The organism is Oceaniradius stylonematis, from assembly GCF_003149475.2.
GTDB lineage: Bacteria > Pseudomonadota > Alphaproteobacteria > Rhizobiales > Rhizobiaceae > Roseitalea > Roseitalea stylonematis.
On record NZ_QFWV02000006.1, the window covers coordinates 51512 to 75641 of the forward strand.

The 24130-nt window shown below is 64.6% G+C and carries 19 protein-coding genes and 1 pseudogene; 5 read left to right on the forward strand and 15 right to left on the reverse strand.

Translation table 11 applies throughout. The features are described from left to right. Window positions 1-65: 65 nt before the first annotated feature. Window positions 66-1421 (forward strand): NAD(P)H-dependent oxidoreductase, encoded by a 1356-nt coding sequence (locus DEM25_RS10260; RefSeq protein ID WP_109767353.1) that lies wholly within the window; start codon window positions 66-68, stop codon window positions 1419-1421. 282 nt (window positions 1422-1703) lie between these two features. After that, window positions 1704-3623, forward strand: coding sequence for a 1-deoxy-D-xylulose-5-phosphate synthase (gene dxs, locus DEM25_RS10265; RefSeq protein ID WP_428981898.1), 1920 nt, complete (start codon window positions 1704-1706; stop codon window positions 3621-3623). A 469-nt stretch (window positions 3624-4092) separates the two neighbouring features. Here dxs and DEM25_RS10270 read toward each other — a convergent pair whose 3' ends face one another. From DEM25_RS10270 to DEM25_RS10280, 3 genes are read right to left on the reverse strand one after another with little or no spacing between them, the layout of a single operon-like run. Next, entirely contained in the window at window positions 4093-4548 is a 456-nt protein-coding gene (locus tag DEM25_RS10270; RefSeq protein WP_109767351.1) for a tripartite tricarboxylate transporter TctB family protein, read from the reverse strand. Continuing rightward, on the reverse strand, window positions 4545-6053 hold the full coding sequence (locus DEM25_RS10275) for a tripartite tricarboxylate transporter permease (RefSeq protein ID WP_109767350.1): 1509 nt from the start codon (window positions 6051-6053) through the stop codon (window positions 4545-4547). The genes DEM25_RS10270 and DEM25_RS10275 overlap by 4 nt, the downstream gene beginning before the upstream one ends. A 30-nt stretch (window positions 6054-6083) precedes the next feature. Continuing rightward, a complete protein-coding gene (locus tag DEM25_RS10280; RefSeq protein WP_109767349.1) occupies window positions 6084-7037 on the reverse strand; it encodes a tripartite tricarboxylate transporter substrate binding protein in 954 nt (317 codons plus the stop codon). Between the two features lie 121 nt (window positions 7038-7158). Between DEM25_RS10280 and DEM25_RS10285 the strand changes: the two genes are divergently transcribed. The 3 genes from DEM25_RS10285 to DEM25_RS10295 are packed head-to-tail and all read left to right on the forward strand — an operon-like array spanning window position 7159 to window position 10053. Beyond that, on the forward strand, window positions 7159-8034 hold the full coding sequence (locus tag DEM25_RS10285) for a LysR family transcriptional regulator (RefSeq protein ID WP_109767348.1): 876 nt from the start codon (window positions 7159-7161) through the stop codon (window positions 8032-8034). A gap of 32 nt (window positions 8035-8066) precedes the next feature. Then, the gene (locus DEM25_RS10290; RefSeq protein ID WP_245412860.1) at window positions 8067-8990 is read left to right on the forward strand and encodes an alpha/beta fold hydrolase; all 924 of its coding nucleotides are present in this window, start codon (window positions 8067-8069) and stop codon (window positions 8988-8990) included. Next, entirely contained in the window at window positions 8977-10053 is a 1077-nt protein-coding gene (locus DEM25_RS10295) for a tartrate dehydrogenase (protein WP_109767347.1), read from the forward strand. Before DEM25_RS10290 ends, DEM25_RS10295 begins: the two co-directional genes overlap by 14 nt. Before the next feature lie 67 nt (window positions 10054-10120). Here DEM25_RS10295 and DEM25_RS10300 read toward each other — a convergent pair whose 3' ends face one another. The 12 genes and pseudogenes from DEM25_RS10300 to DEM25_RS10355 form a co-directional block, all read right to left on the reverse strand. Beyond that, window positions 10121-12211 (reverse strand): PQQ-dependent dehydrogenase, methanol/ethanol family, encoded by a 2091-nt coding sequence (locus DEM25_RS10300; RefSeq protein ID WP_109767346.1) that lies wholly within the window; start codon window positions 12209-12211, stop codon window positions 10121-10123. A 52-nt stretch (window positions 12212-12263) separates the two neighbouring features. Then, complete coding sequence (locus DEM25_RS10305) at window positions 12264-13982, reverse strand: AMP-binding protein (protein ID WP_109767345.1); 1719 nt, start codon at window positions 13980-13982, stop codon at window positions 12264-12266. Window positions 13983-14041: 59 nt separating this feature from the next. Further along, window positions 14042-15380 (reverse strand): annotated as a pseudogene (locus tag DEM25_RS10310) (aldehyde dehydrogenase family protein). A gap of 123 nt (window positions 15381-15503) precedes the next feature. Next, window positions 15504-16457 (reverse strand): helix-turn-helix domain-containing protein, encoded by a 954-nt coding sequence (locus DEM25_RS10315; RefSeq protein ID WP_109767343.1) that lies wholly within the window; start codon window positions 16455-16457, stop codon window positions 15504-15506. Between the two features lie 67 nt (window positions 16458-16524). After that, complete coding sequence (locus DEM25_RS10320; RefSeq protein ID WP_109767342.1) at window positions 16525-17010, reverse strand: MarR family winged helix-turn-helix transcriptional regulator; 486 nt, start codon at window positions 17008-17010, stop codon at window positions 16525-16527. A gap of 18 nt (window positions 17011-17028) precedes the next feature. After that, the gene (locus DEM25_RS10325) at window positions 17029-17766 is read right to left on the reverse strand and encodes an HAD-IA family hydrolase (RefSeq protein WP_245412861.1); all 738 of its coding nucleotides are present in this window, start codon (window positions 17764-17766) and stop codon (window positions 17029-17031) included. Then, window positions 17763-19484, reverse strand: a complete 1722-nt coding sequence (locus DEM25_RS10330) for a PEP-utilizing enzyme (RefSeq protein WP_109767341.1) — start codon at window positions 19482-19484, stop codon at window positions 17763-17765. Before DEM25_RS10330 ends, DEM25_RS10325 begins: the two co-directional genes overlap by 4 nt. A gap of 23 nt (window positions 19485-19507) precedes the next feature. After that, window positions 19508-20233 (reverse strand): ABC transporter ATP-binding protein, encoded by a 726-nt coding sequence (locus tag DEM25_RS10335; RefSeq protein ID WP_109767340.1) that lies wholly within the window; start codon window positions 20231-20233, stop codon window positions 19508-19510. Beyond that, window positions 20230-20964, reverse strand: a complete 735-nt coding sequence (locus DEM25_RS10340; protein WP_109767339.1) for an ABC transporter ATP-binding protein — start codon at window positions 20962-20964, stop codon at window positions 20230-20232. The genes DEM25_RS10335 and DEM25_RS10340 overlap by 4 nt, the downstream gene beginning before the upstream one ends. After that, a complete protein-coding gene (locus DEM25_RS10345) occupies window positions 20961-21998 on the reverse strand; it encodes a branched-chain amino acid ABC transporter permease (protein ID WP_196780348.1) in 1038 nt (345 codons plus the stop codon). The genes DEM25_RS10340 and DEM25_RS10345 overlap by 4 nt, the downstream gene beginning before the upstream one ends. Window positions 21999-22003: 5 nt before the next feature. Beyond that, window positions 22004-22873: a branched-chain amino acid ABC transporter permease gene (locus DEM25_RS10350; protein WP_109767337.1), complete on the reverse strand. Its 870-nt coding sequence runs from the start codon at window positions 22871-22873 to the stop codon at window positions 22004-22006. Window positions 22874-22897: 24 nt separating this feature from the next. Next, a complete protein-coding gene (locus DEM25_RS10355) occupies window positions 22898-24121 on the reverse strand; it encodes an ABC transporter substrate-binding protein (protein WP_245412862.1) in 1224 nt (407 codons plus the stop codon). Window positions 24122-24130 lie beyond the last annotated feature (9 nt).

Below are 24130 nucleotides of genomic sequence, written 5' to 3' on the forward strand. Positions count from 1 at the left end.
AGGCGTTTCGGCGAACTTGCTTTATCGCGCCCGCTTGGCGAACAATGCGCCAAACGGGAGTTGTAATGCAGTTCAAACCGCCCAATGTCGCCTTGACCGGCCTTGCCGCCGAGCTGCGCCGGCGCGCCGAGGATGGCAATCCGATCCGTATCGGCATGGTCGGCACCGGCGAGATGGGCACCGACATCTTCACGCAGGTTGCGATGATGGACGGCATCGAGATCGCCACCGTCATGGAGCGCACGCCCGGCAGGGCCGAGCAGGGCGCGACGCTCGCCTATGGCGAGGCGGGCCGCACGCAGGCGGTCTCCAGCCACGATGCGGCATCGGCTGCCATCGAGGCTGGCAGGATCGCCGTCACCGACGATCTCGATCTGGCCCTGTCGCATGATCTGGTCGATGTGGTGATCGACGCGACGGGCGTGCCCGAAGCCGGCGCCGATATCGGCATGCGCACGATCGGCTTCGGCAAGCACCTGATCATGATGAATGTCGAATGCGACGTCTGCATAGGGCCTTACCTCAAGCATGAGGCTGACAAGGCGGGCGTCGTCTACACGCTGGGCGCCGGCGACGAACCCTCCTCCTGCATGGAGATCATCGAGTTCGTCACCGCCATGGGCCATTCGGTGGTCTCGGCTGGAAAGGGCAAGAACAACCCGCTCAATGTCGATGCGGTGCCGGACGATCTTCAGGAAGAAGCCGATCGACGGAACATGAATGTCCGGATGCTGGTCGAGTTCGTCGACGGCTCAAAGACGATGGTGGAGATGGCGGCCATCGCCAACGCGACCGGTCTCGTGCCTGACGTGCCCGGCATGCACGGTCCGCGCGCCACGGTCGACCAGTTGGCATCGGTGCTGATCCCCCAAGCCGATGGCGGCGTCCTGTCGAAGCCCGGATGCGTCGATTACTCGATAGGCAAGGGCGTGTCGCCGGGCGTCTTCGTCGTGATCAAGGCCGAACACCCGCGCATTCACGAGCGCATGGCCGATCTGAAGATGGGCGAGGGGCCTTACTTCACCTTCCATCGGCCCTATCATCTGACCTCGCTGGAAGTGCCGCTGACCGCCGCGCGCATCATGCTGCACGGCAGGCCGGACATGGTGCCGCTGGAAACGCCGGTCGCCGAAGTCTGCGCGGTTGCCAAGCGGGACATCGCGGCCGGTGAGACGCTCGGCGCGGTTGGCCAGTACTGCTACCGGTCCTTCACGATGAACGCTACCGACGCGCGATCGGCGCGCGCCATCCCGTGCGGACTTCTGGAAAAGGGCAGGGCGCTCAGGCCGATCGCCAAGGGCGATCTTCTGACCTGGGACAACGCCATGCCCAAACCCGGATCGATGATCGCCGACCTGCGCGCCCTTCAGGATGCGATGATTTGGGGCGCGGCGCCGGCGCAGGCCGTGCCCGCCGAATAAGGCGCGCCGAAAGGGCGCATCGCCGATCGACACAGCCCGGTTGGCCTGAATGGCGCCTGCCGTTAGAAGTTCCAGAAAGTGATTTCCGGAGTGCCGGGGTGGCAATGGCTTGCGTCGGCCACATTGCGCTGTAAAGCACGCTCGTTGCCTGGTTATGCCGGTATTCATTGACACGGAGCCGGACACGAGTGACAATTCAAGTTGACACTTTTTTGTGTCATACATTGTTGCATCGTTGCCTTGACGGCATACGAGACCCTGCGGGAGGCAGACTGCATGAGTATGGGACCCGATACCCCGCTTCTGGATACGGTCCGCACGCCAGCGGACCTGCGCGCGCTGCCCGATGACCGGCTTCCGCAGCTTGCCGACGAATTGCGCGCCGAGTTGATCGATGCGGTCAGCCAGACCGGCGGTCATCTGGGCGCTGGCCTGGGCGTCGTCGAACTGACAATCGCCATCCATCACGTCTTCAACACGCCGCATGACCGGCTGATCTGGGATGTCGGCCACCAGTGCTATCCGCACAAGATCCTGACCGGCCGCCGCGACCGCATTCGCACGCTGCGCAAGGAAAACGGCCTGTCCGGTTTCACCAAGCGCGCCGAGAGCGAGTATGACCCGTTCGGCGCGGCCCATTCCTCGACCTCGATTTCTGCCGGCCTCGGCATGGTGGAAGCGGCGCGCCTGCAGGGAATCGAGCGCAACGTGATCTCGGTCATCGGCGACGGGTCGATGTCGGCGGGCATGGCCTATGAGGCGATGAACAATGCCGGCCACATGGATGCGCGGCAGATCGTCATCCTCAACGACAACGATATGTCGATCGCCCCGCCGACCGGCGCGATGAGCGCCTATCTGGCGCGGCTGGTGTCCGGTCGCACCTATATCTCCTTGCGCGAAGCGGCCAAGCAGCTTTCCAAGCGCATGCCCAAATTCATCCAGGACAAGGCGCGCAAGACCGAGGAGTACACCCGCGCCTTCTTCTCCGGCGGCACGCTCTTCGAGGAGCTGGGCTTCTTCTATGTCGGGCCGATCGACGGCCACAATCTGGACCATCTGCTGCCGGTCCTGCGCAATGCGCGCGATGCCGGCGTCGGCCCGATCCTGATCCACGCCATCACGCAAAAGGGCAAGGGCTACGCCCCCGCCGAGGCCGCCGCCGACAAGTATCACGGCGTCGCAAAGTTCGACGTGATTACCGGCGCACAGGCCAAGGCCAAGCCGAACGCGCCCAGCTACACCAAGGTGTTCGGCCAGTCGCTCATTCAGGAAGCGGAAACGGACGACAAGGTCGTCGCGATCACCGCGGCGATGCCTTCGGGCACCGGCGTCGACATTTTCGGCGACGCCTTCCCCGGGCGGACATATGATGTCGGCATTGCCGAACAGCATGCCGTGACCTTCGCCGCCGGTCTGGCCGCCGACGGCATGAAGCCGTTCTGCGCCATCTATTCGACCTTCCTGCAGCGCGCCTACGATCAGGTCGTGCACGATGTGGCGATCCAGAAGCTGCCGGTGCGGTTTCCGATCGACAGGGCGGGCTTCGTCGGCTCCGACGGTCAGACCCATGCCGGTTCGTTCGATATCGCTTACCTTGGCTGCCTGCCGGGCATGGTGATCATGGCCGCCGGCGACGAGGCCGAGCTCAAGCACATGGTCCGGACTGCGACGGCCTATGACGAGGGGCCGCTGGCCTTCCGCTATCCGCGCGGCGAAGGCGTCGGCGTGGATATGCCCGAGCGCGGCGAGGTTTTGGAGATCGGCCGTGGCCGCATCGTCCGCGAAGGCGGCAAGGTGGCGATCCTGTCGCTGGGCGGACGCCTGAAGGAGGCGTTGCTCGCCGCCGAGCAGCTTGGTTCCTTCGGCCTGCCGGCAACCGTGGCCGACGCGCGCTTTGCCAAGCCGCTCGATGCCGAACTGATCGGCCAGCTTGCCCGCAACCACGAGCTTCTCATCACGGTCGAGGAAGGCTCGGTGGGCGGGTTTGGTTCGTTCGTGGCCCAGCACCTGTTCGATCAGGGGCTTCTGGACAACGGCTTGAAGTACCGGTCGCTGTTCCTGCCGGACCGTTTCGTCGACCAGGCCTCACCCGACCGCATGTACGCCCAGTCGGGCCTCGATGCCGATGGCATCGTCAAGGCCGTGTTTGGCGCGCTGGGGCGGCAGGAGGCCGAGCAAACAGGCGCGATCATCGCCTGAGTCAACGGGAGATTCGATCGCTCGCAACCCGATTTGTTCCGTGCGAATGCGGCGGCCCGGGGCTATAGAACCGGCGCCCGGCGCGGTTGGAATCCGCCTGAGACGCGATATCGGAGTGTAGCGCAGCCTGGTAGCGCACCTCGTTCGGGACGCCTTGGTCTCCATAGAAAAAGTTCATACACTGTAGCAGGTTAGACGATTGTGCCATGCTTATGGTGGCGTTCGCGTGGGAATATGCGCGTCGAGTTGACCGCCTCGCTCGGCCGGATTTGGTCTGCACGTGGCGGCAGGGCCGACGTTGCCGAAGTGCCATCTATGTTCCCCTTTGTGACACGTTACGTGATCAAGGGAGCGGCACAATCCCGTGACAGGTCCATGTGCAAGCGAGGCCCGGAGCCTCGCCGATCTGGCGATCAATATCGTGGGCGATGGCCGATGGCGTTCGACGCGGCGGCCCGGCTGCAGACGGTCAGGGCACGGCGATTTTCAAAAGATATCGCATGACCGCATAGAAGGCGCCGATGAGGATGATGCCGTTGAGCGCGTGAAGCGCCGCCGCCTTTGCGGCCATCGGTTCACGGCGTGCGGCGAGGGTGATGGCGAGCATCCCCAGCGCCGAGGTGATCACGAAGCCCAATGGCTTCAGCAGGACGGCCCATGCGAACAGCGTGATCACGGCGTAGGCAAACCGCTTCCATTCGGTTGGCGGCGCGGTCTGCCGATTTGCGGGCCGCATGAAGCCGAGCGCGAGGATCGCCGTGGCGCCGGCAATCAGCACGATGGCCGCGGTCACCGGGAACACGGCACCAAGGTCCGACATGGTGCGCGCTTCGTAGAGCGCGTAGGCACCGAAGGTCAGGGCAATGGCTGCTGCGATGATGTCGGGTGCGGAGATGCCTACCGGCCGATTGGGAGAGGCGCTCATGGCGTTGCGCCTTTCTCTTGCATGCGCCCTCGTCGCCAGTTCACGAGCGCCGGGGAGGCAAGTGTCAAGACAATCATGAAGATGATCGCCAGAGACAGGGGGCGCCCGAAGAACATCGCCGGAATGCTGCCTTGCGCGCCGCCTATCAGCCAGGCCTGGACGAACCCGGCTTCGGCGATGGGGCCGAGGATGAGGCCCAGGACGATGGGCGATGCCTCAAAGCCGACGCGGGCTATCAGCCATCCGAAAACGCCCAGCACAACCATGATGACGACATGGACGGTGTTGGACTCGATGGCGAACGAGCCGATGACCGTGAGCAGGGCAATGGAGGGCGCCAGCACCGTCTTCGGGACCGAGACGATCAGCCGGAACGCGTAGCGGCCGATGATCAAGCCGGTCGGCAGCATGAACAGCGTGCCGATGATCAGGCCGAAGACGAATGTGTAGACGATGTCGGCCTGTTGCGTGAAGAGTTGAGGCCCGGTGCGTATGCCCTGCACCAGCAGAGCGCCCAGAATGATCGCGTCCGGCGGCGTTCCGGGAATGCCGAGAACCAGGGTTGGGATGAAGCCGCCGCCCACGGTCGCCGAGTTCGCCGCTTCCGATGCGATGACGCCATCGGTGGCGCCGTGCCCGAACTCTTCCGGCTTCTTCGAGGTGCGCTTGGCTTCGGAGTAGGCGATCAGACCGGCGACCGAGCCGCCGGCAGCCGGCAGGATGCCGACGGCCGTGCCGAGCACGGCAGAGCGGAAGAGATTGAATTTCGACCGCAGCATGAGGCCGACGGCCTCGGTGAACCGGAAGCCCGAAACCGCCTCGGCCCTGCGCTCGAGATGCGCCTCCTTCTTGATCACCAGATCGATCAGCACGGGAATGCAGTAAAGGCCGATGAGGGCGGGAATGACGGGAATCCCGCCAAGGAGCGGCGTCTGGCCGAAAGTGAAGCGGACGTCGCCGCCGACGACGGCGGACCCGACGCAAGACAGGATCAGGCCGATGGCGCCGCCCACGAGCCCCTTGACGGTGTTCCCCCGCGACAGTGTCGCGATCAAAGAAAGGCCGAAGATTGCGAGCCAGAAGTACTCGACCGGACCGAATGCGAGCGCGACCTGCGACAGGGGCGGGGCAAGCAGCAGCAGGGCGAGCGCGCCGACCATGCCGCCGACGACCGAGCCCAGGCACGAAAGTGTCACCGCCAGGTCGCCGTCGCCGCGCTTGGCCATGGGAAAACCGTCCATTGAGGTGGCGATGGCGGCGGGTGTTCCCGGCGTGTTGACGAGGATCGCCGAATAGGCGCCGCCATAGATCGCGCCGGTGTACACCGCACCCAGAGCAATCAGCCCCGAGGCGGGGTCCATGGTGAAGGTGAAGGGGACCAGAACGGCCACCGCCATGGTGGCCGACAGACCCGGAAGCGCCCCGATGAACGTCCCGGCGATGACGCCGAACAAGGCAAGCGCCAGGTTGAACGGGGTTATCGCATTCAGAAGGGCATCGATCACGGAGACGCTCCGGGTCCGGGGAGTGCGGGGTCAGTTCGATGCGCGAAGCTGCTCGATGCCGCCTGCATAGTCGGCCTTGCGGTCAGCCAGCCACTGATCGATCTCCCCTGTCGGGATATCGACCGGCACATATCCGTTGTCGATCAGCTGCTGCCGGAATTCCGGAACGGCGTTGATCTCGCCGATGATGTCCGAAAGGCGCTGGCGCACCTCCTGCGGCGCGTCCTTGGGCAGGGTGACGCCGCGATAGGCCCCGCCAACGAAATCGAAGCCCAGCTCGTTGAACGTGGGCACGTCAGGATAGGCCTCGATCCGCTCGGGTGTCGCCACGGCGAGGACACGCACCTGGTCGCCGGCCTTGATGCCCTGGGTGGTGTAGGTCATCGCCGCCTTGATCTGACCGCCCAGAACAGCCGCCATTGCCGGGGCCGACCCCTTGAAGGGAATATAGGTGGTCTTGGCGCCGGTCATCTGGTCGAAGCGCACGGCCGCCAGATGGTTGGCGGAGTTTGTCCCCGAACCGCCGAAGGTGACGGTGCCGGGATTGGCGGTCGCGTCGTCGATGAGATCCTGCAGCGTCTGGTAGGGGCTGTCGGCCCGCACGACGATCGCGTCGGGCGTGTAGTGGAAGATGTAGGCCGGCGCGACATCCTCGGTCTGGTAGCCGACATCCTTCATCGCCGGCTGCAGGATGGCGTGCGGGAAGTTGACGTTCATGATGGTGTAACCGTCGGGCTCGAAGCCGTTCAGCTGCGCCCATGCCGTCGCCCCGCCCGCGCCCGGCTTGTACTGGATCACGACATCCTGACCGGTGATGCCCTTGAAGTGCTGCTCCTGAAACCGTGCGGTCACATCGGATTCGCCGCCCGGATTGTAGGGAATGATGTAGGTGACCGGGCGTTCGGGATAGTCGGCCTGGGCCGGCGCGACCGCCGCGGCCAGGCCAAGCGCGGTCAGCGCAATAAGGCTTCTTCGTGCAATCATGATTTCCTCCCATCACTGATTTCGGCGAAAGCCGTGGCAAAACGCTACGCGAAGGCGGAAAGGCGATTGAGAAGAAATCAATTATAAATATTATTGATGGCCGTCGGGGAGAGGAGGGCCCATGGAGTTCAAGCAAGCGCGGATATTCGTCGCCGTCGCCGAGGAACTGCATTTCGGCAGGGCCGCCGAGCGCCTGCACATGGCTCAGCCCGCCCTGTCCGCCCAGATCAAGCATCTGGAAGCCGAACTGGGCCTGAAGCTCTTCGAGCGCACGACCCGGCGGGTTTCGCTTACGCGGGCCGGCGAGGCGTTCCTGCCCGAGGCCAAGGCCGCCATCGCGCAGGCCGAGGCGGCGGTCGCGGCGGCGCGGGCGATGGCCGGAGAGCATGATCTTCTGAAAATCGGCGGGGTCGATTCGGCAACAGCAGGATTGCTGCCGCGCATCGTCCGGCGCTTTCGCAATCGAAACTCCGCGGTCGAGCTGAAGATCTTCGAGCTGCTGTCGGCGCCCGCCCTGCATGATCTGGCCAATCGCTCGCTGGACATCGGCTTCGTGCGCATCCGGCCAAAGCAGGACCATCTCGCATCGGCATTCGTGTTCACCGAGCCGGTGGTTGCGGTGCTGCCGTCCGACCATGCGCTCGCAGGAGAAAAAGCGGTTGCCGCGAGCGAACTTGGCGGGGAGCCGCTGGTCATCCCCTCGCGCTCGCACCGGCCCATCCTTTTCGACGTCATCCACGACTATCTGCGCGGGCACGGCGTCGAGCCCAACATTCGCCAGGAGGCCAATGAACGCCACATGATCATCTCGATGGTAGCGGCGGGGCTTGGCATTTCACTGGTGCCGGAGTGGGTGAGCCAGTTCAAGCGGGACGATGTCGTCTACCTGCCTTTGGCCGATGGCGGCCCGAGCGTTGATGTTCATATCGCCTGGCGGCAGAACGACCCCATGGACGTCGTGCACGAGTTCGTGCGTTGCGTGCTCGAGCCGGATTGATCGGCGAAAATTAATAATCATACGGATTGGACTTGAACGAACCGGGGCCGCCTTATCTCACCATGTTCGACGGTTTCACGCAGTTTCAAACCCAGGTCGGCGATGTGGTGCTGCGCGGTGTTGCCGGCGGCTCGGGTCCGGCCGTGCTCCTGCTGCACGGTTATCCCCAGACCCATGTGATGTGGCACAAGGTTGCGCCCGTCCTTGCGCGCCGGTTCACCGTGGTTGCCGCGGACCTTCGCGGCTACGGCAAGTCGTCCAAGCCGCCCAGCGTGGCGGATCATTCGACCTATTCGAAACGGTCCATGGCAAACGACATGGTGTCGCTCATGGACCGGCTCGGACACGGTCGGTTTTGCGTCGCCGGGCACGATCGTGGCGGCCGTGTCGCCCACCGGTTGGCGGCGGATCACGGGGACCGGGTGGAACGCCTGGCGGTGCTCGACATCGCGCCGACACGGGAAATGTATGCCAACACCAGTGATGGCTTTGCCCGCGCCTACTGGCACTGGTACTTCCTGATCCAGCCCGCACCGTTTCCGGAACGCATGATCCTTGCCGACACCGATGCCTATTGGCGAAAGAAGTGCGGAAGCGGCAGCGCGGGCATGGCGCCGTTCACCCAGGCGGCGCTGGACGATTATCTGAGCTGTTTCGGCGATCCGGAGACAGTGCGCGCGAGCTGCGAGGATTATCGCGCCGCGGCAACCATCGACATCGACCATGACAATGCCGATGACGGGCGCAAGCTTGAGTGCCCGCTGCTCGCGCTGTGGGGCACCAACGGCGTGATAGAGCAGCACTTCGATTGCCTGGCGCTGTGGCGGAGAAGGGCGAAAGACGTACGCGGCCAGGCGATCCCCGGCGGTCACTATCTGGCCGAGGAATGCCCCGACATGGTGGCCGACCACCTGATCAGTTTCATGAGCGAGGAAAGCGTCCATGGCGCAACATAAGCGGTACTCCATTGCCACGATCCCCGGAGACGGGATCGGCAAGGAGGTGATTCCGGTCGGCCAGCGCGCCGCCGAGGCGGTTGCCGCAAAGCACGGTTTTGCGCTTGAGTGGACCCGTTTCGACTGGTCGTGCGAGCGATATGAGAAGACCGGCCGCATGATGCCCGAAGACGGCATCGAGCAGGTCAAGGCGCATGACGCGATCTATCTGGGCGCGGTAGGCTGGCCGGGGGTGCCGGACCACGTGTCGCTGTGGGGGCTTCTCATCCCGTTGCGCCGCGAACTGGACCAGTATGCCAATGTGCGTCCCGTGCGCCTGTTGCGCGGTGTTTCGTCACCGCTCGCCAACCGGAGGCCCGAGGAGATCGATTTCATCGTGGTGCGCGAGAATGTCGAGGGCGAATATTCGGAGATCGGCGGCCGGCTCTATCGCGGCACGGCGGACGAGGTTGCGGTGCAGGAAGCGGTCTTCACCCGCCGCGGCGTCGACCGCATCATGGACTACGCGTTCACCCTCGCACGCGGACGCAAGCGCAAGCACGTCGCGTCGGCCACGAAGTCAAACGGCATCGTACACACCATGCCGTTCTGGGACGAGCGCTTCGAAGCGGCGAAGAAACGCTTCCCCGACGTCGAAACAGCGCAATATCACATCGACATTCTCACCGCGCACTTCGTTCAGCACCCCGACTGGTTCGATGTCGTCGTCGGCTCCAACCTGTTCGGAGACATCCTGTCCGATCTGGGACCGGCGGTGGCCGGGTCGATCGGCATCGCGCCCGCCGCCAACATCAATCCCGAGGGCGCCTATCCATCGATGTTCGAGCCTGTCCACGGTTCGGCGCCCGATATCGCAGGACAGGGCATTGCCAATCCCGTCGCCGCCGTATGGACGGCCGCGATGATGCTTGACCATCTCGGCGAGGTACAGGCGGCAAGAACACTCGAGGAGGCGATCGAGATATCGCTGGAAAGGCCGCAGTCCCGCACCCGCGATCTGGGCGGAACGGCGGACACGAAAGCGAGCGAGGCCGCCATTCTGGACGCCATCCATTCGCTCTGAAAGGCCGCTCTGCCGCTGGGCGGCCGGGCAGGGGAGATCGCCCGGCCACTGTCGCGATGCCGCCGGCCTACTGAGGCTGCAGCGAGTCAGCCGTTCCCTGGATGAACGCCACAAGGTTGGCAACGTCTTCGGCCGTCAGCTTGTCCGCGAAGCTTGGCATTCCCCGGTCGACACCTATGCCCTCCAGGACCCAGGCTTCAGCATCCATCAGCGTGCCGGCGTCGGAATATCCCAGATTGGGAATCGCTCCGCCATTGTTGACGCCCGGCACGCCGTGACAGAACAGGCAGTTGGAGACATATGTCGCAAGCCCCGCCGAAATGTGCTCGGGGTCATAGGGCACGCCGGAGACCAGTTCGGTGCGCATGGACATCTCCGCCTCCGGCATCTGCGCATCGGCGCCGACGCGGAAGGTGAAGACCCTGCCGGCGCCCACGCGGTCGGTCGCCCGCTGCATCAGGCCGTAGACGCCGCCCCATCCGACGGCAATCGTGACATACTGCTCGCCTTCATGCTCCCAGGTGTTGGGGGCGGCCACGACGCCCGAGGTCACCGGGACCTGCCACAGAAGGGCGCCATCGGTGGCATTGTAGGCGATGAAGCGGCCATCGGCGGTGCCCTGGAACACCAGGTTTCCGGCCGTGGTCAGCGTGCCGCCGTTCCATGGGCTGACATATTCGGCGCGCCAGACCTCGCGCTGCTCGACCGGGTCCCAAGCCAGAAGATGACCGAACGGGGTCGCTTCGGGTGCCACGACGTTGAACAGATAGCCAAGGTTCCAGCCGACACCCGACATGGTCGACATCGGCCGGTGGCTATTGAGTTCCCAGTTGGGATCGGTGGCCTGCACCAGCGGTACGCCCTGGGCCGGAATGTAGACCAGACCGGTGTCCGGATTGTAGCTCATCGGGTGCCAGTTATGTGCGCCATAGGCCGACGGCACGGTTTCGAAGGGTTCGTCCTTGGACCGCGCGGCGGGGTTTTCGATCGGCCGGCCATCTTCGCCATAGGCCGTCGCCCAGGTCGTTTCGACGAACGGCTCGGCCGAAATGAACTCGCCGGTGACCCGATCGATCACGTAGAAGAAGCCGTTCTTGGGAGCCTGCATGAGGACCTGGCGCATCTCGCCGCCGATCTCAAGATCGGCCAGGATGATGTGCTGGGTCGAGGTGTAGTCCCAGGTGTCGCCGGGCGTGTTCTGGTAATGCCAGACATATTCGCCCGTGTCGGGGTTCAGAGCGACGATCGACGCCAGGAACAGGTTGTCGCCGCCCGCCGGGCTCCTGAGATGCTGGTTCCAGGGGCTGCCATTGCCGGTGCCGATGTAAAGCAGGTTCAGGTCGGGGTCGTAGGCCATGGCATCCCAGACCGTACCGCCGCCGCCGGCTTCCCAATAACTGGCCGACGGGTCCCAGGTTTCGGCGGCCATCTCCATGGCCTCGTTCTCGAACGGCTCGGACGGATCGCCCGGCACGGTGTACCACCGCCAGTTTTCCTCGCCGGTTTCCGTATCATAGGCGGTGATATAGCCGCGCACGCCGAATTCGGCGCCGCCATTGCCGATGATCACCTTGCCGTTGATCACCCTGGGCGCGCCGGTGATGGTGTAGGACATGTCCCGGTTTTCGATCGTGTCGACCCGCCAGACCCGCTCGCCGGTCGCCGCATCGATGGCGTGCAGATAGCCGTCGAAGGCGCCGACATAGACCTTGCCGTCATAGACGGCGACACCACGGTTCACCACATCGCAGCAGCCGCGCTTGCCGAAGTCGCCCGGCACCTCGGGATCATAGACCCAGAGCGGCTCTCCGGTCACCGCATCGAGCGCATGGACGATCGACCATGAGGCCGTCACATACATCACGCCATCGACGACGATGGGCGTGGATTGCACGCCGCGGTCCGAATTGAGGCTGTAGGACCATTGCAGGCCCAGTTCGCCGACATTTTCCGTGTCGATGGCGTCGAGCTGGGAGTACCGGGTCTCGGCGTAGTTCAGTCCGTAATTCAGCCAGTTCCGGTCGTGGGCGTCATTGGCGATGATCGCCTCGGTATCGATCGCGCCCACGGCGGCGCGCACCTCATCCTCCGTGATGGTTTGCGCCAAAGCCGGGGTGGCCGCCATCAGGACCGCCCCTACAAGTGAATATCGCAGCATGTCTTCCTCCTCCTTATTGCCCCCGGCCCCGGTTCGCCCGGGTTCCGGAGCTCTATCCCGGGTCGGCCGGTTCCAGTTCCTCCACCATTTGCTGGCGCATGATGAACTTCTGGGGTTTTCCGGTTACGGTCATGGGCAGCGTGTCCTTGATCCGGACATGGGCCGGCACCTTGAAATGGGCGATGGACTGGCGGCAATAGGCGCCCACATCCTCCTCGGAGAGCATCGCGCCCGCACGCGGGACGACCCATGCGCAGACCAGCTCTCCCAGGTGCGGATCGGGAATGCCGAAGACCTGTGCCTGGGCAATGTCCGGATGGGTGTACAAAAACGCCTCGACCTCGCTCGGGTAGACGTTTTCGCCGCCGCGCAGGATCATGTCCTTGACCCTACCGGTTATGCGGCAGTAGCCCTCGGCATCGATCGTCGCCAGATCGCCGGTGTGCATCCACCCGTCGATGAGGACCTCGGCCGTGCGATCGTCATCATCCCAGTAGCCCTGCATGACCGAGTATCCGCGCGTGAGAAGCTCGCCCTGCACGCCGGGCTGCACCGTGCGGCCGTCGGCATCGATGACCTTGCATTCCACATGGGGGTGGATTCGCCCGACCGTGCTGACGCGCTTGTCGATGGGATCGTCGGTGTCGGACTGGAACGAGACGGGCGAGGTCTCCGTCATGCCGTAGGCGATCGTCACCTGTTCCATGTTCATCTTCGACTGAACCTGCTTCATCACCTCGATCGGGCACGAGGCGCCGGCCATGATGCCCGTGCGCAGATGGCTCAGATCATACCGGTCGAGATCGGGCACGCCGAGTTCGGCGACGAACATGGTCGGCACGCCGTAAAGCGCCGTGCAGCGCTCGGCCGAGATGGTCGCCAGGGTTTCCTCGGGGTCGAAGCCTTCGCCCGGAACAACCATTGCCGCGCCCTTGGTGACGCATCCCAGCGTGCCCATGACCATGCCGAAGCAATGGTAGAACGGCACCGGAATGCATAACCGGTCGTCGGCGCCAAGGCCGAGCGTGGACGTGACGTTGGCGGCGTTGTTGACGATGTTGCGATGGCTGAGGCAGGCGCCTTTGGGCCGTCCCGTGGTTCCCGACGTGAACTGGATGTTGATCGGGTCGGTATTGCGGATGCCGGCGCCGATCTGGTCAAGGTCGGCTTGCGCGGTGTCGTCACCCATGCCGCAGACGGCATCAAAGCCGAACATGCCGGCCGGCGTTGTCCCGCCAATGGCGACGACCCTTTTGAGTTCCGGCAGGCCGGCGGCCGACAGTTCGCCCGGCTCGGAGGTAGCCAGTTCGGGGGCGAGTTCGTTGAGCATCGCGACGTAGTCGGACGTCTTGAAGCGAGGTGCGGTGATGAGCGTGCTGCACCCGACCTTGTTGAGCGCATATTCCAGCTCGTAGGGGCGATAGGCCGGATTGACGCAGACCAGGATGGCGCCGATCCGCGCAGTGGCGAACTGGGTCAGCAGCCAGGCGCTGTTGTTCGGTGACCAGATGCCGACACGGTCGCCCTTTCGCACACCCAGCCGCAGCAGTCCGCCGGCAAGCCTGTCGACCCGGCGCGCGAATTCGGCATAGGTCCAGCGCACGCCTTCGGCATGGAAAATGGCGGCCTCCCGGTGGCCATGTTCGGCAGCCGTGCCGGCCAGAAGTTCCGGTATCGTCAACTCGAGAAGCGGCGGCGCGGACGGGCCGCGCACGTGGGCCATGCCCTCAATTGGCGTGCGGTCTGCCACCTTGATGTCCTTTCCTCCCATGCCCGCACCAGATGCCGGCTGAACCGGGCGGCTGCGCGCCCGGCCCGTCGCGGTGCCGTTCAGGCTTGTGCGCGGGCGACGTTGATCACCTGCATTTGGGTGTATTCCGCCAGCCCTTCGACAGACTGTTCAACACCAAGGCCGGAGCCCTTGAACCCGGCCATGGGAATATGGGGCCCGATATTGAGCTGCTGGTTGACCCAGACCGTTCCGGTTTCGATCCGTCCGGCGATATCGGTGGCGGCCTCGACATCGGCGGAGTGGACGGCACCGCCCAGGCCATAGTCGGACGCATTTGCGCGGGTCACGACATCGTCGACGTCGCTGAAGGATATCACAGGCAGGATCGGGCCGAACTGCTCCTCATCCACGATCCTCTGGCCGTCGGTCACATCGCGCACGATCGTCGGCTCGACGAAGTAACCCTTGCCGTCGCGGGTGCGCCCGCCGGCGATGACGGTGCCGCTCCTCCTTGCGTCTTCGAGATAGTCCTTCACCTTCTCGAACTGCTTCTTGTTCTGGATCGGTCCGATGGTCGTGCCCTGCTGCAGACCGTCGCCCACCACGGCCTGCCCGGCGATCTCGGACAGAGCGCCGCAGAATTCGTCATAAATGTCCTCGTGCACATAGGCGCGCTTGACGGCCAGGCAGACCTGACCGGCATTCAGAAACGCACCGCCGAACACCTTCTCTGCGGTGGCTCGAACATCGACATCGGGCATGATGATGGACGGGTCGTTGCCGCCCATTTCCAGGGTGACGCGCTTCATCGAGTTGGCTGCCGCCGCCATGATCCGCTTGCCCGTCTCCGACGAACCGGTGAAGCCGATCTTTGAAATGCCCGGATGACTGGACATTTGCGGACCCAGATCGTCGTCGCCGGTTATGATGTTGACCAGGCCCGGCGGGAAGATGTCGGCGCAGATCTCCGCCAGTTTCAGCGCGGCAACCGGTGTTGTCGGGGCGGGCTTCAGCACGATCGCGTTTCCTGCCATGAGTGCCGGGCCGATCTTCCAGCAGCACAAAAGCAGCGGGAAGTTCCAGGCGATGATGCCGCCGACGACGCCGAGGGGCTTGTGCCGGGNAACCGACGCTCCATTGCACTTCGCCGACCGCCTCGGGCAGCGGTTTGCCCTGTTCCAGCGTTATCAGGCGCGCAAGCGCCGATTCATTGTCGGCGATTGCCGCCGACAACGCCTCGACCCTGGCCCGGCGATCTGCCATCGGCGTGGCCTCCCAGGCCTTCTGGGCCTGCGTGGCGGCCGCCACGGCTTCGTCGAGCTGGGCGCGGCTCGCGCGGGGTACGCGCGCGAACGGCTCCTCCGTTGCGGGGTTTATGACATCGAGCATGTTGTCGCCGGAGACAAGACGCCCGCCAATGAGCATGGAATAGTCCATCAGTTCCTCCCGTATCGTGGCGTGGCCACTTTTTCGGGAAATCTGACAGGCCGATGCGCCCGCGCCTACCGCGCCAGGAAGATCACGCCATGGACCTGTCTCGCATTGAGACAATTGCGCGCGCTATCTGTCGATGTTCAGCTCTTTCATCCGCCTGTAGAGCGTGGCGCGCCCGATTCCGAGTTGTCGCGCGGCGGCCGAAACATTGCCTGACGATCGTGCCAGCGCCCGGAGAATGGCCGAGCGCTGGACCTGCGCGATATCGCGGCCACCCGGCCTGCCCAGAAGATCGGCCGCAGGATGCGTCGCGACCGGGCCTTCCAGGTCAAGGCCGAACGCAAGCCGCGCCGCCCGGGTCGCTCCCACGACCAGATCGTCATTGTCGACGGCAAGCAGCGTCGCGCCATTGCCCTGAGCCATGTCCGCGACCACGATGCGCGCTTCGGGAAAACGGGCGTGGAAGTACATTGTCTCGATCCGTCGTGCGGTCTGCACGAGCACATCGGCCAGCAGGAGATTGGTTGCGCGGGTATGATCGGCCCGCGCTGTGCTGATATCGAGCGCGCCGACAACCTCTCCAAGCGCCCCGAAAATGGGCGCGCCGATGCAGCTTATGCCGGTGCTGCGGGCGAAGAAGTGTTCCTCCCGGTCAATGATTACGGGGCGCAGCTCGGCAAGGCAGGTCCCCATTCCGTTGGTTCCCTCGATCTCTTCCGAACAGATCGCCCCTGGCACCAGCCCCACGGTTCGAAAGTCGACCTCGTCGCCCGCCTGGCAGCGATGGTCGATCACCACGCCGGCCCGATCGGTCAGATAGAGCCCACAGCCTCCGGCGCCGACCAGCCGAAACAGCCGGTCGAGTTCGGACTCGGCGATGGAAAGAAATGTGCTGTTCTCGGCCCGGACTTGCTTGAGCGAAGCGCCGTCGAGCCGGCGAACCCTCTTGTCGTTGGCTGGATCGAGCCCATGCGTCACCATCGACCGGAACCAGGATGCGGCGACGCTTGAGCGCGCCACGGCCGACGCCGAAAGCGCCTGCGTCGTCACCCGTTCGACATGAGAGCCGTGATCGGCCATTTGCTCCTCCTGCGCCGTCCGCAGCTTTTACGTTCAGGATGGCGGAGCCTGGTTGGCACCATCCTTATCACTCAGAAGTCGTCGCCTGAAACAGCTTTGACAGGACTTGCTCGAACACGACGCGTTCCTGTGGCGAGATGTGCGCCATCATGCGCTCTTCGACAAGACGGGCTTCCGGCGCGATGGCTTGGGTGATCTGTGTCCCTTTCTCCGTCAGGGTGATGATAACCTTGCGCTTGTCGGCGGGGTCCTGCGTCACCGAGATCAGCCCCAGGTCAGATAGGCGCGTCTGTGCCCGGCTGACGCGTGCGGGATCCATCGCCGTGTGCTGCACCAGGAACTGCGATGAGACGGGCGCATGATAGTTGAGCGTTGCCAGGATGCGCCATTCGGGAATGTGCAAATTGAAGCCCGTTTCGATAAGGCGCGCGATCGCTTGGCTGACGCGGTTGGCGACGACCGCAAGTTGAAACGGCATGAACGCGTCAAGCCGGATGTCTTCGTTGTCAGGCTCCGGTTCGGCAAGCGTCTCGTTGGGCGCGTCCATCGGCATGTTTTGCTCAGTTCTTGATCAGGCGTGGGATCGGGCTTTGCCGGCAATCTGTCGCGGCCCGGGCGCTTCGGCAAGCCCCATGGCCCTTGCGGCTGCGGCAAACGACCCGGAAGGATCGCAGACGTCGAAGTGAATGGCAGTCATGCCGAATGCGCGCGCACCCTCCACATTGCGGGCCTGGTCATCGACGAAGACAAAGGCACGGGCAGGTTCACCAAACGCGTGCATCGCCCGCTCGAACGCGGCCGGATCGGGTTTGAGCGGGCCACCGTCAGATGCATCGATGATGTGCGTCATCTGATCCATGATCGGCAGTTCACTCCGCCATGTGGGACCGAAGAACAGCGCCAGCTCGTTGCTGAGTATGCCGGCCTTCAATCCGGCGGCGGCGACCTGTCGAACCAAAGCAGCGGCTTCGGGCCGGACGACCTGCGTGGCCGACATGCCCTGTCGCGCCTTCTGCATCAGCGTCATCGGCTTCCAGCCGGCTTCACCAGCCAAGGCCCCAACCTCGCGGGCGCGCCTTTCCCAGTAATTGCGCTCGGTGATCTCGTCGCGCTGCATGGCCCGCCAAAGCGGGTCGGTCTCGGGCGCCAGAGGTCCGCGCCAGGTGAGGGTACCCGGTGGCAGGCCAAGCACATTCTCGGTGTGCGCGTGGGTCTCAAAGAGCGTGCGTGAGATGACCGCGCCAAAGTCGAGCAGCAAGATGTGCGGCAAACCGGTCTTGGGCGGCCCTGGCTCCATCGGTGTCATCATGCGGCCTTTCGGATGCGCACCACGCCCTCGGTGCCGTTGACGGTCACCTGATCGCCCGTGCTGATGGCACTGGTTGCGATGCCAGTGCCGACAACACAGGGGAGGCCATATTCGCGGCTGACGATGGAGGCATGGGTCAGCGTGCCGCCATTGTCGCACACACAGCCGCCGATCTTGGTAAAGGCTGGTGTCCAGCTGGGTGCGGTGCCCTCGCAGACCAGGATCTCGCCGGGCTTGAGCAGATGCAGCTCATCGGCGTTGTGCATGACCCGCGCCGAACCGGTCACCTCACCCTTGGACGCCGGTATGCCGCGTAACTCCTCGGCCGCGCCGCCATGCTTCTGGGCGTCCAGGAAGTGTTTGTGCAGGCCCACAATCTCGATCAGGATCGGATCACTGACCGCGTCAGGCACCGTGCCGACGACTTTGGGCATCGCCTTGCGGCGATCGTACCAATGCTCGTAATAGGCGCGGCGATCCTTGACGACTGGCTTGAGCGCGGCCCAGCTCGTGTCGCCGCGCGCCAGTTCGACCAGTTCGGTGTGGAACAGGAAGCAGCCATCCTCGCGATCGTCCGCACCGGCTTTTTCGGCGATGGCCAGCGCCGCCAGACGCAGCGGGATGGTCGCCTGCATGTCGATCACCACATTGTGGTCTTCGTTCCACCAGGAGAAATTGGCCTGTCGGCAGCTTGCGAGCGCTTGGCCGAATGCCTCGCGCTCGGCGGTCGACAGTTTGGCGCATGCATTCTCCACCGCTTCGTCGCGTTCGGCCGCCGCCGCCGAGAGCCCGCCATCGAAGTCGTGGGCATCGTCCTTCTGCAGGAAGGTTTCCAGAAGGCCGACAACGGGTTGTTCGTCCTCGATCCACGGCTTTTCGCGCGGATCGGCGATGCCGGCCGTCCGCCAGCCCCACCGGTCGAGGAACGCGCGATATTTGGCGAGCCAGGCGCCGCCATTGGGGCCAGCGGATTCCATCGCGGCCCGCATCTGCGCGGGCGAGCCGGCGACATGCGCCTGAACGCCCAGTTCGCGTGCGGCATGGGCGAGTTCCCACAAGGCAATGTCGGTTTCGACGATCTTCGTCTTTTCGCCCTGCAGGAACTTCGCGATCTCGCCGGGAGCGATCTTCAGTTCCGAACACAGGCCGTAAAAGCCCGCATAGTTGGCGAGAAGCGGGTACATCAGGCCGAAATGCACGCACCATGCAAACTTCTGGAACGCCCGGGCGTCGGCCGCAAACCGGGCCAGTTCCGGCAGGCTCGCCGCGCTCGTATCAAAGGTCTTGAAGTGCTCGAAGCCGGCGGTGAGTTCGGCCTCGCGCCGGGCCCAGATCGTATTGAAGTCGCCGAGGATGCCGCCCAGCTCGTTGCCGATACGCAAGCCCCGGAACCCCGGTTCCCATGCGCTTTTCAACGGCGATTCACCACCGAACACATGGGTGCCGCCGAAGCGGACGGCCAAGCCGTTCGAAGGGGGAAGGGGCAGCGTGGTCGCGGAGAGCTGGGTGCCATAGGCATAGCCATCCTCAAAGAAGCACATGCCGAGTGGAGTGGTGCCGTTCGGCCAGTGGAAATCGAGAAACCAGAATCGCTCTACATCCTCGGCGCGAAACTTCGACACGGGTTCGGCGATCCAGGGGCTGTCGAAGAAGCGCGGTTCGAAACCCGGATAGCCGGGGTCGTTGACGAACTCATCGATCGGTATGACGGTGGACATGGTCTTCTCCCTTGCGCAGCTTCTCAGGCCGCTTCGACGGACAGATACAGATCGCGGATAGCATCGGGCCGGTCGCGGAAGGCGCTGGCGTGATCGCGCGCGATGATCGCACCGCGCGACAGCACGGCCACCTCGTCGGCGATCTCGAGCGCCATGTGGGTGTATTGCTCGATCAGCAAGATGCCGATCCCTGATTGCGCGATCCGGGTCATCAGCGGGATCAGGCGCTTAACGATGACAGGCGCCAGGCCGAACGACATCTCGTCGGCCAAGATGAACTGCGGCCGACCCATCAGCGCTTGCGCAAGCGACAGCATTTGCTGCTGGCCGCCCGACAGATTGCCGGCATGCAGCGCGAGTTTCTCCTTCAACTCCGGAAAGATGGCCAACGCCTCCTCGAAGGCGCGGCGCCCCTCGTCGGCGGGCAGAAAGGTCGCTGCAGCGTGCAAGTTATCGGCGACCGAAAGACCCCTGAGCACGCGGTGGCCCTCGGGAACCGCGGCAACGCCGAGCTTGCGGATCGCCTGCGGCCGTTTGCCCACCAGTGGCTCAGTGCCAAGCCGGATGGTTCCTTTGGATGGCGTGAGTTCGCCGGCGATCGTTGAAACAAGTGTCGATTTGCCGGCGCCGTTGGGACCAAGCAGGGCCATGATGCTGCCAGGCTCAACAGTCAGGTCGATGCCGTGCAGCACCTCCTGAGCGCCGCGGCGCACGGTCAGCTTCTCGACGAAGAGCGCGGTCTCGTTCATGCCGCCCGCGCCTCCGCGTCATCATCTTCGAACTCGCCGAGATAGGCAGCGCGGACCTTCGGGTCTGCGAGCACGGTGTCGGTGTCGCCGCTTGCGACCAGATGGCCGAAATCGAGCACGGCGACTTGATCGCACAGGCCGGCGATCAGATCGATATCATGGTCGATGATCAATATGCGGGTGCCGGCGCGCGATAGCCCCCGCAAAAGGTCGATCAGGCGCGTGCGTTCGGCAGCCGCCAGACCGGCTGCCGGCTCGTCCAGCATGATCAGTTTGGGGCCGGTGACCAGGCACCGCCCGATCTCCGTCATCCGTAGGTCGAACCCGTCAAGATGCGCGCCAAGGCGGCGGGCGTGTCCGGCCAAGCCCACCCGCTCCAGCGTTTCGGCGAGGCGCGTTGCCGCTTCGGCGCGCGGGACCTGCAGACTGTCGAGCGCCACCTGGATGTTCTCGGACGCGGTCAGATCGTCGGCCACTTGCGGGGTTTGGAAGGCGCGGGTCACGCCCCACCCAAGACGCTGTCCCGCAGCAAGCGCGCCAATATCTTTGCCGAACAGGCGCACCGTGCCGGCGGAAGGTCGAACAAGGCCGGAGAGCACATTGAGCAGCGTCGTCTTGCCGGCCCCGTTGGGGCCGATCAGCCCGACGATCTGACCGTCAAGGGTCAGCGACAGCCGGTCGATCGGCGTGACGCCTCCAAATGTCACGGTGAGCGCATCGATGTCGATCATCGGTCGACTCCTGAAAGGCGGTTCTGAATGGCCGATGTCAGATCGTGCAGTTGGCCCGCAATGCCGCGCGGTGCGCTGACGATGGCGTGGATCAGGGCCAGGCCGAAAATCGTGATCGCGATGTCGCCATCGACGCCCCAGCTGTCGAGGATCGCCGGGAACATCCGATACAGAAAACCTGCGATCAGCGCTGCGGCGAGCGACCAGGGACCCGCGATGATGACAAGGCCGTAGAGTAGAAGCGACTGGACTGGATCGAAGGACCGGCCGTCCAGCTGTCCGATGGAACCGGCCAGCAAACAGCCACCGACACCGGCCAGTGCACCGGCCAGGCCAAACGCCTTGGCCCGGGCGATGCCGATCCTGACGCCCGCGGCATGGGCGACCGCGTCGCCCGCCCGGATCATCGCCCAGGCGCGGCCCACCGCGGACTTGGTGACGATGTGCGTGGCGGTGAACGCGGCCGCTGCAATGGCGAGCGCATAGAGGAAGTAGGCCAGATCGCTTGCGGCGATGGCCGGGCGCGCCATCAGTTGGCGTTCGGCGGAGCCGTCGATGCGGCCCCAAAAGCCGCTACCGCCGTCCGGAAACCCGATCGAGGAGACGACGACATGGAAGCCGGCTGCGAACATCAAGGTGATGAGCGCGTAGATCAGACCGCGATGCTTGAGCGCGGGCAGGCCGAGCAACACGCCCGCAGCGCCGGTACAAAGCGCCGCGAGCACCAGCACGATCTCAAACGGCAGGCCCGTGGCATGGGCCAGGCGCAAGCCGAACCAGCCGCCGACACCCATCATCGCGATGCCTGCCAGCGAGACGAAACCAAGCCGCGCATGCAGCAGCGCCACGCCCTGCGCGGCGATCGCCACCGCAATCATCGAGGTGAAGTTCTTGATCCAGTACGAGCCGAGGAACGGCACGATCAGCGCCATGAGAAAGAACGCGGTGATCAGCCCGCCATGTTGACTGGCGGCTGCGGCGAGAAATCCGCGCGGAGCAGCATGGGGCAGGGGCGTGCGGCTCGTCTCGGACATCGCCATCAGCTTCCCCTCGTTGTCTGAAAGGTGCGCGCCGGCAGCAGAACCAGAACCGCGATGGCGACAATGAAGGGAACGAGCGACCGGTAGGGCGCAACATCCTGAAACGGTGTGGCGATCGCCTCGAGTACGCCGATTGCGAGGCCACCGGCCAGCGTCAGCCACAGCGAGCGCAATTGACCGAGGATCGCGGCTGCGATGGAGGGCACGACCATGAAGGTCAACACGCCCGGTTCCAGCCGCACGAGGCTGCCCAGAAGGATACCGATCGTGCCGGCCAGAACGCCGGTGGCGGTCCAGGCGATCAGGGTCACCCGCTCAACGTCGATGCCGATCAGCGCGCTCAGGTCCCGGCCATCGGCAAGAGCCCGCATCTGCAGACCCAGACGTGTCCTGGCGAGCAGCAGCGATATGCCGATCGCGGTCATTACACACAGCGCCAGCGCAACGACACGGACGCCGGTAACGCGGACGCCGAACAGTTCGGTGTTGAGCGCGCTCAACGGCAGGCGGAGCCGGCGTGGCGTATCGCCCCAAATGAAGTACATCAGCCCGAGCAGAGCGAGCGCAAGCCCGAGCGTTGCCACCGCCTTGATCACGTTCGAACGCCGGGCGACGCGCGCCGACACGAACGCCCCATAGCCGGCTGAAATCGCGGTGGCGGCGGCGACACCGCACAGCGCGGCCAACGCAATCGGCGTGCCCCATGCGTGGGCCTGCCAGGCCGTCATGGCCGAAGCGGCGCCGATGGCGCCAAGGGCGAAATTGAGTTCGCCCGTGGCGCGGAACAGGACGACCAGCCCCATGCCCGCCAGCGCATAGACGCTGCCGAGCGCAAGTCCGGTGACAAGAAAGGGTGTCAGGTCAGGCATGGGTCCGGTCGTTGCTCTGGGCCGTCAGCTGCGGATGTCGGCGAGTTCGGGATCGTCGGAGACGAAACAATCGCGCGAGGTTTCCCAGCCATCGGCGGTCATGGTCACCATGCGGCCGGCCTGGTTGGCATTGTGCCGGTCGCCGGGTCCGAACGACCACGCACCACACAGAAGATCAGAGTCCACCGCCTCCATGGTCTGAAGGGCTTCCAGCACGCTTTGACGGGTGATGTCGCCGTCGATGCCGCGCAGCACCCCCGTTATGATCTTGGCGGCCAGATAGCCGCCCTGGCTGAAGCTGTCGCGCGGATCGGAGGCGTTGCCATATTCGTCCATGATCGACAGCCACGCCGTATTATCGACGCCGTCGCTGTCGAGCGTGTTGAACTCGATATGCGCCTTGATCGCGCCGGCCCAGTAGTCGCCGACAGCTGCCGGGAACGCGGTGTCATAGATCGAGGTCGGCCCGAGCCAGATCGCTTCCTCGCGCAGGTCCTGATCCTCGGCAGCGTTGAAGATCGGGATGGCGGCCGGCGCCGGTTCGGCGACGATGATCGCGTCGGCGCCCATCGCCATGGCCTGCAGGACCAGCGAGGTCGGATCGAGTGTCGCCGGATCGTGCAGCACATTGTGCGTCTCAACGCCCTTGTCGGCGCCCCAGGCCGCCAGCCCTTCGCAGAACCAACCGCCGACATTGGGAATGTTCGGTGCCATGCAGACGAACGAACGGGCACCCTGGTTTTCATAGGCATCGATCGCCGCACCGAGGGTCGATAGGCGTGGGCCCATGTTCATCGGCGCGATGTTGGAAGAGAAGAAGCATTCGCGCGGCACGCCGACACCCGCGATCACGCCGATGCCATTGTCGGCATAGAATCTGGCGTTGGTGCCGCATTCGATGAAGGAGGTCGAACCGGCCATGGCGACGACGCCCTCGTCATTGACCAGCTTGGCGGCGGCGTTGGCGGCGGTTTCGGGGTTCCAGGCATCGTCCTCGACGAGATATTCAACCGGTCGCCCGTTGATGCCGCCATTGGCGTTGACGCAGTCGAAGAAGGCGGCGGCCGATTTGGACGCTGAGGAAAAGTCGGCGGGTCCGGTCTGGCCGACGATCGCGCCGATCTTGATCGGTTCGCCTGTGGCGGGTTCGCCGCTGCCGCAAGCCTCGTTGGCCGCGGCGGGCGGGGTCATCGCCAGAGAGAAGCCGCAGGCGAGCGCGGCCAGCGTCAAGGGCAAAGCATGTTTCATGGTTTCGGT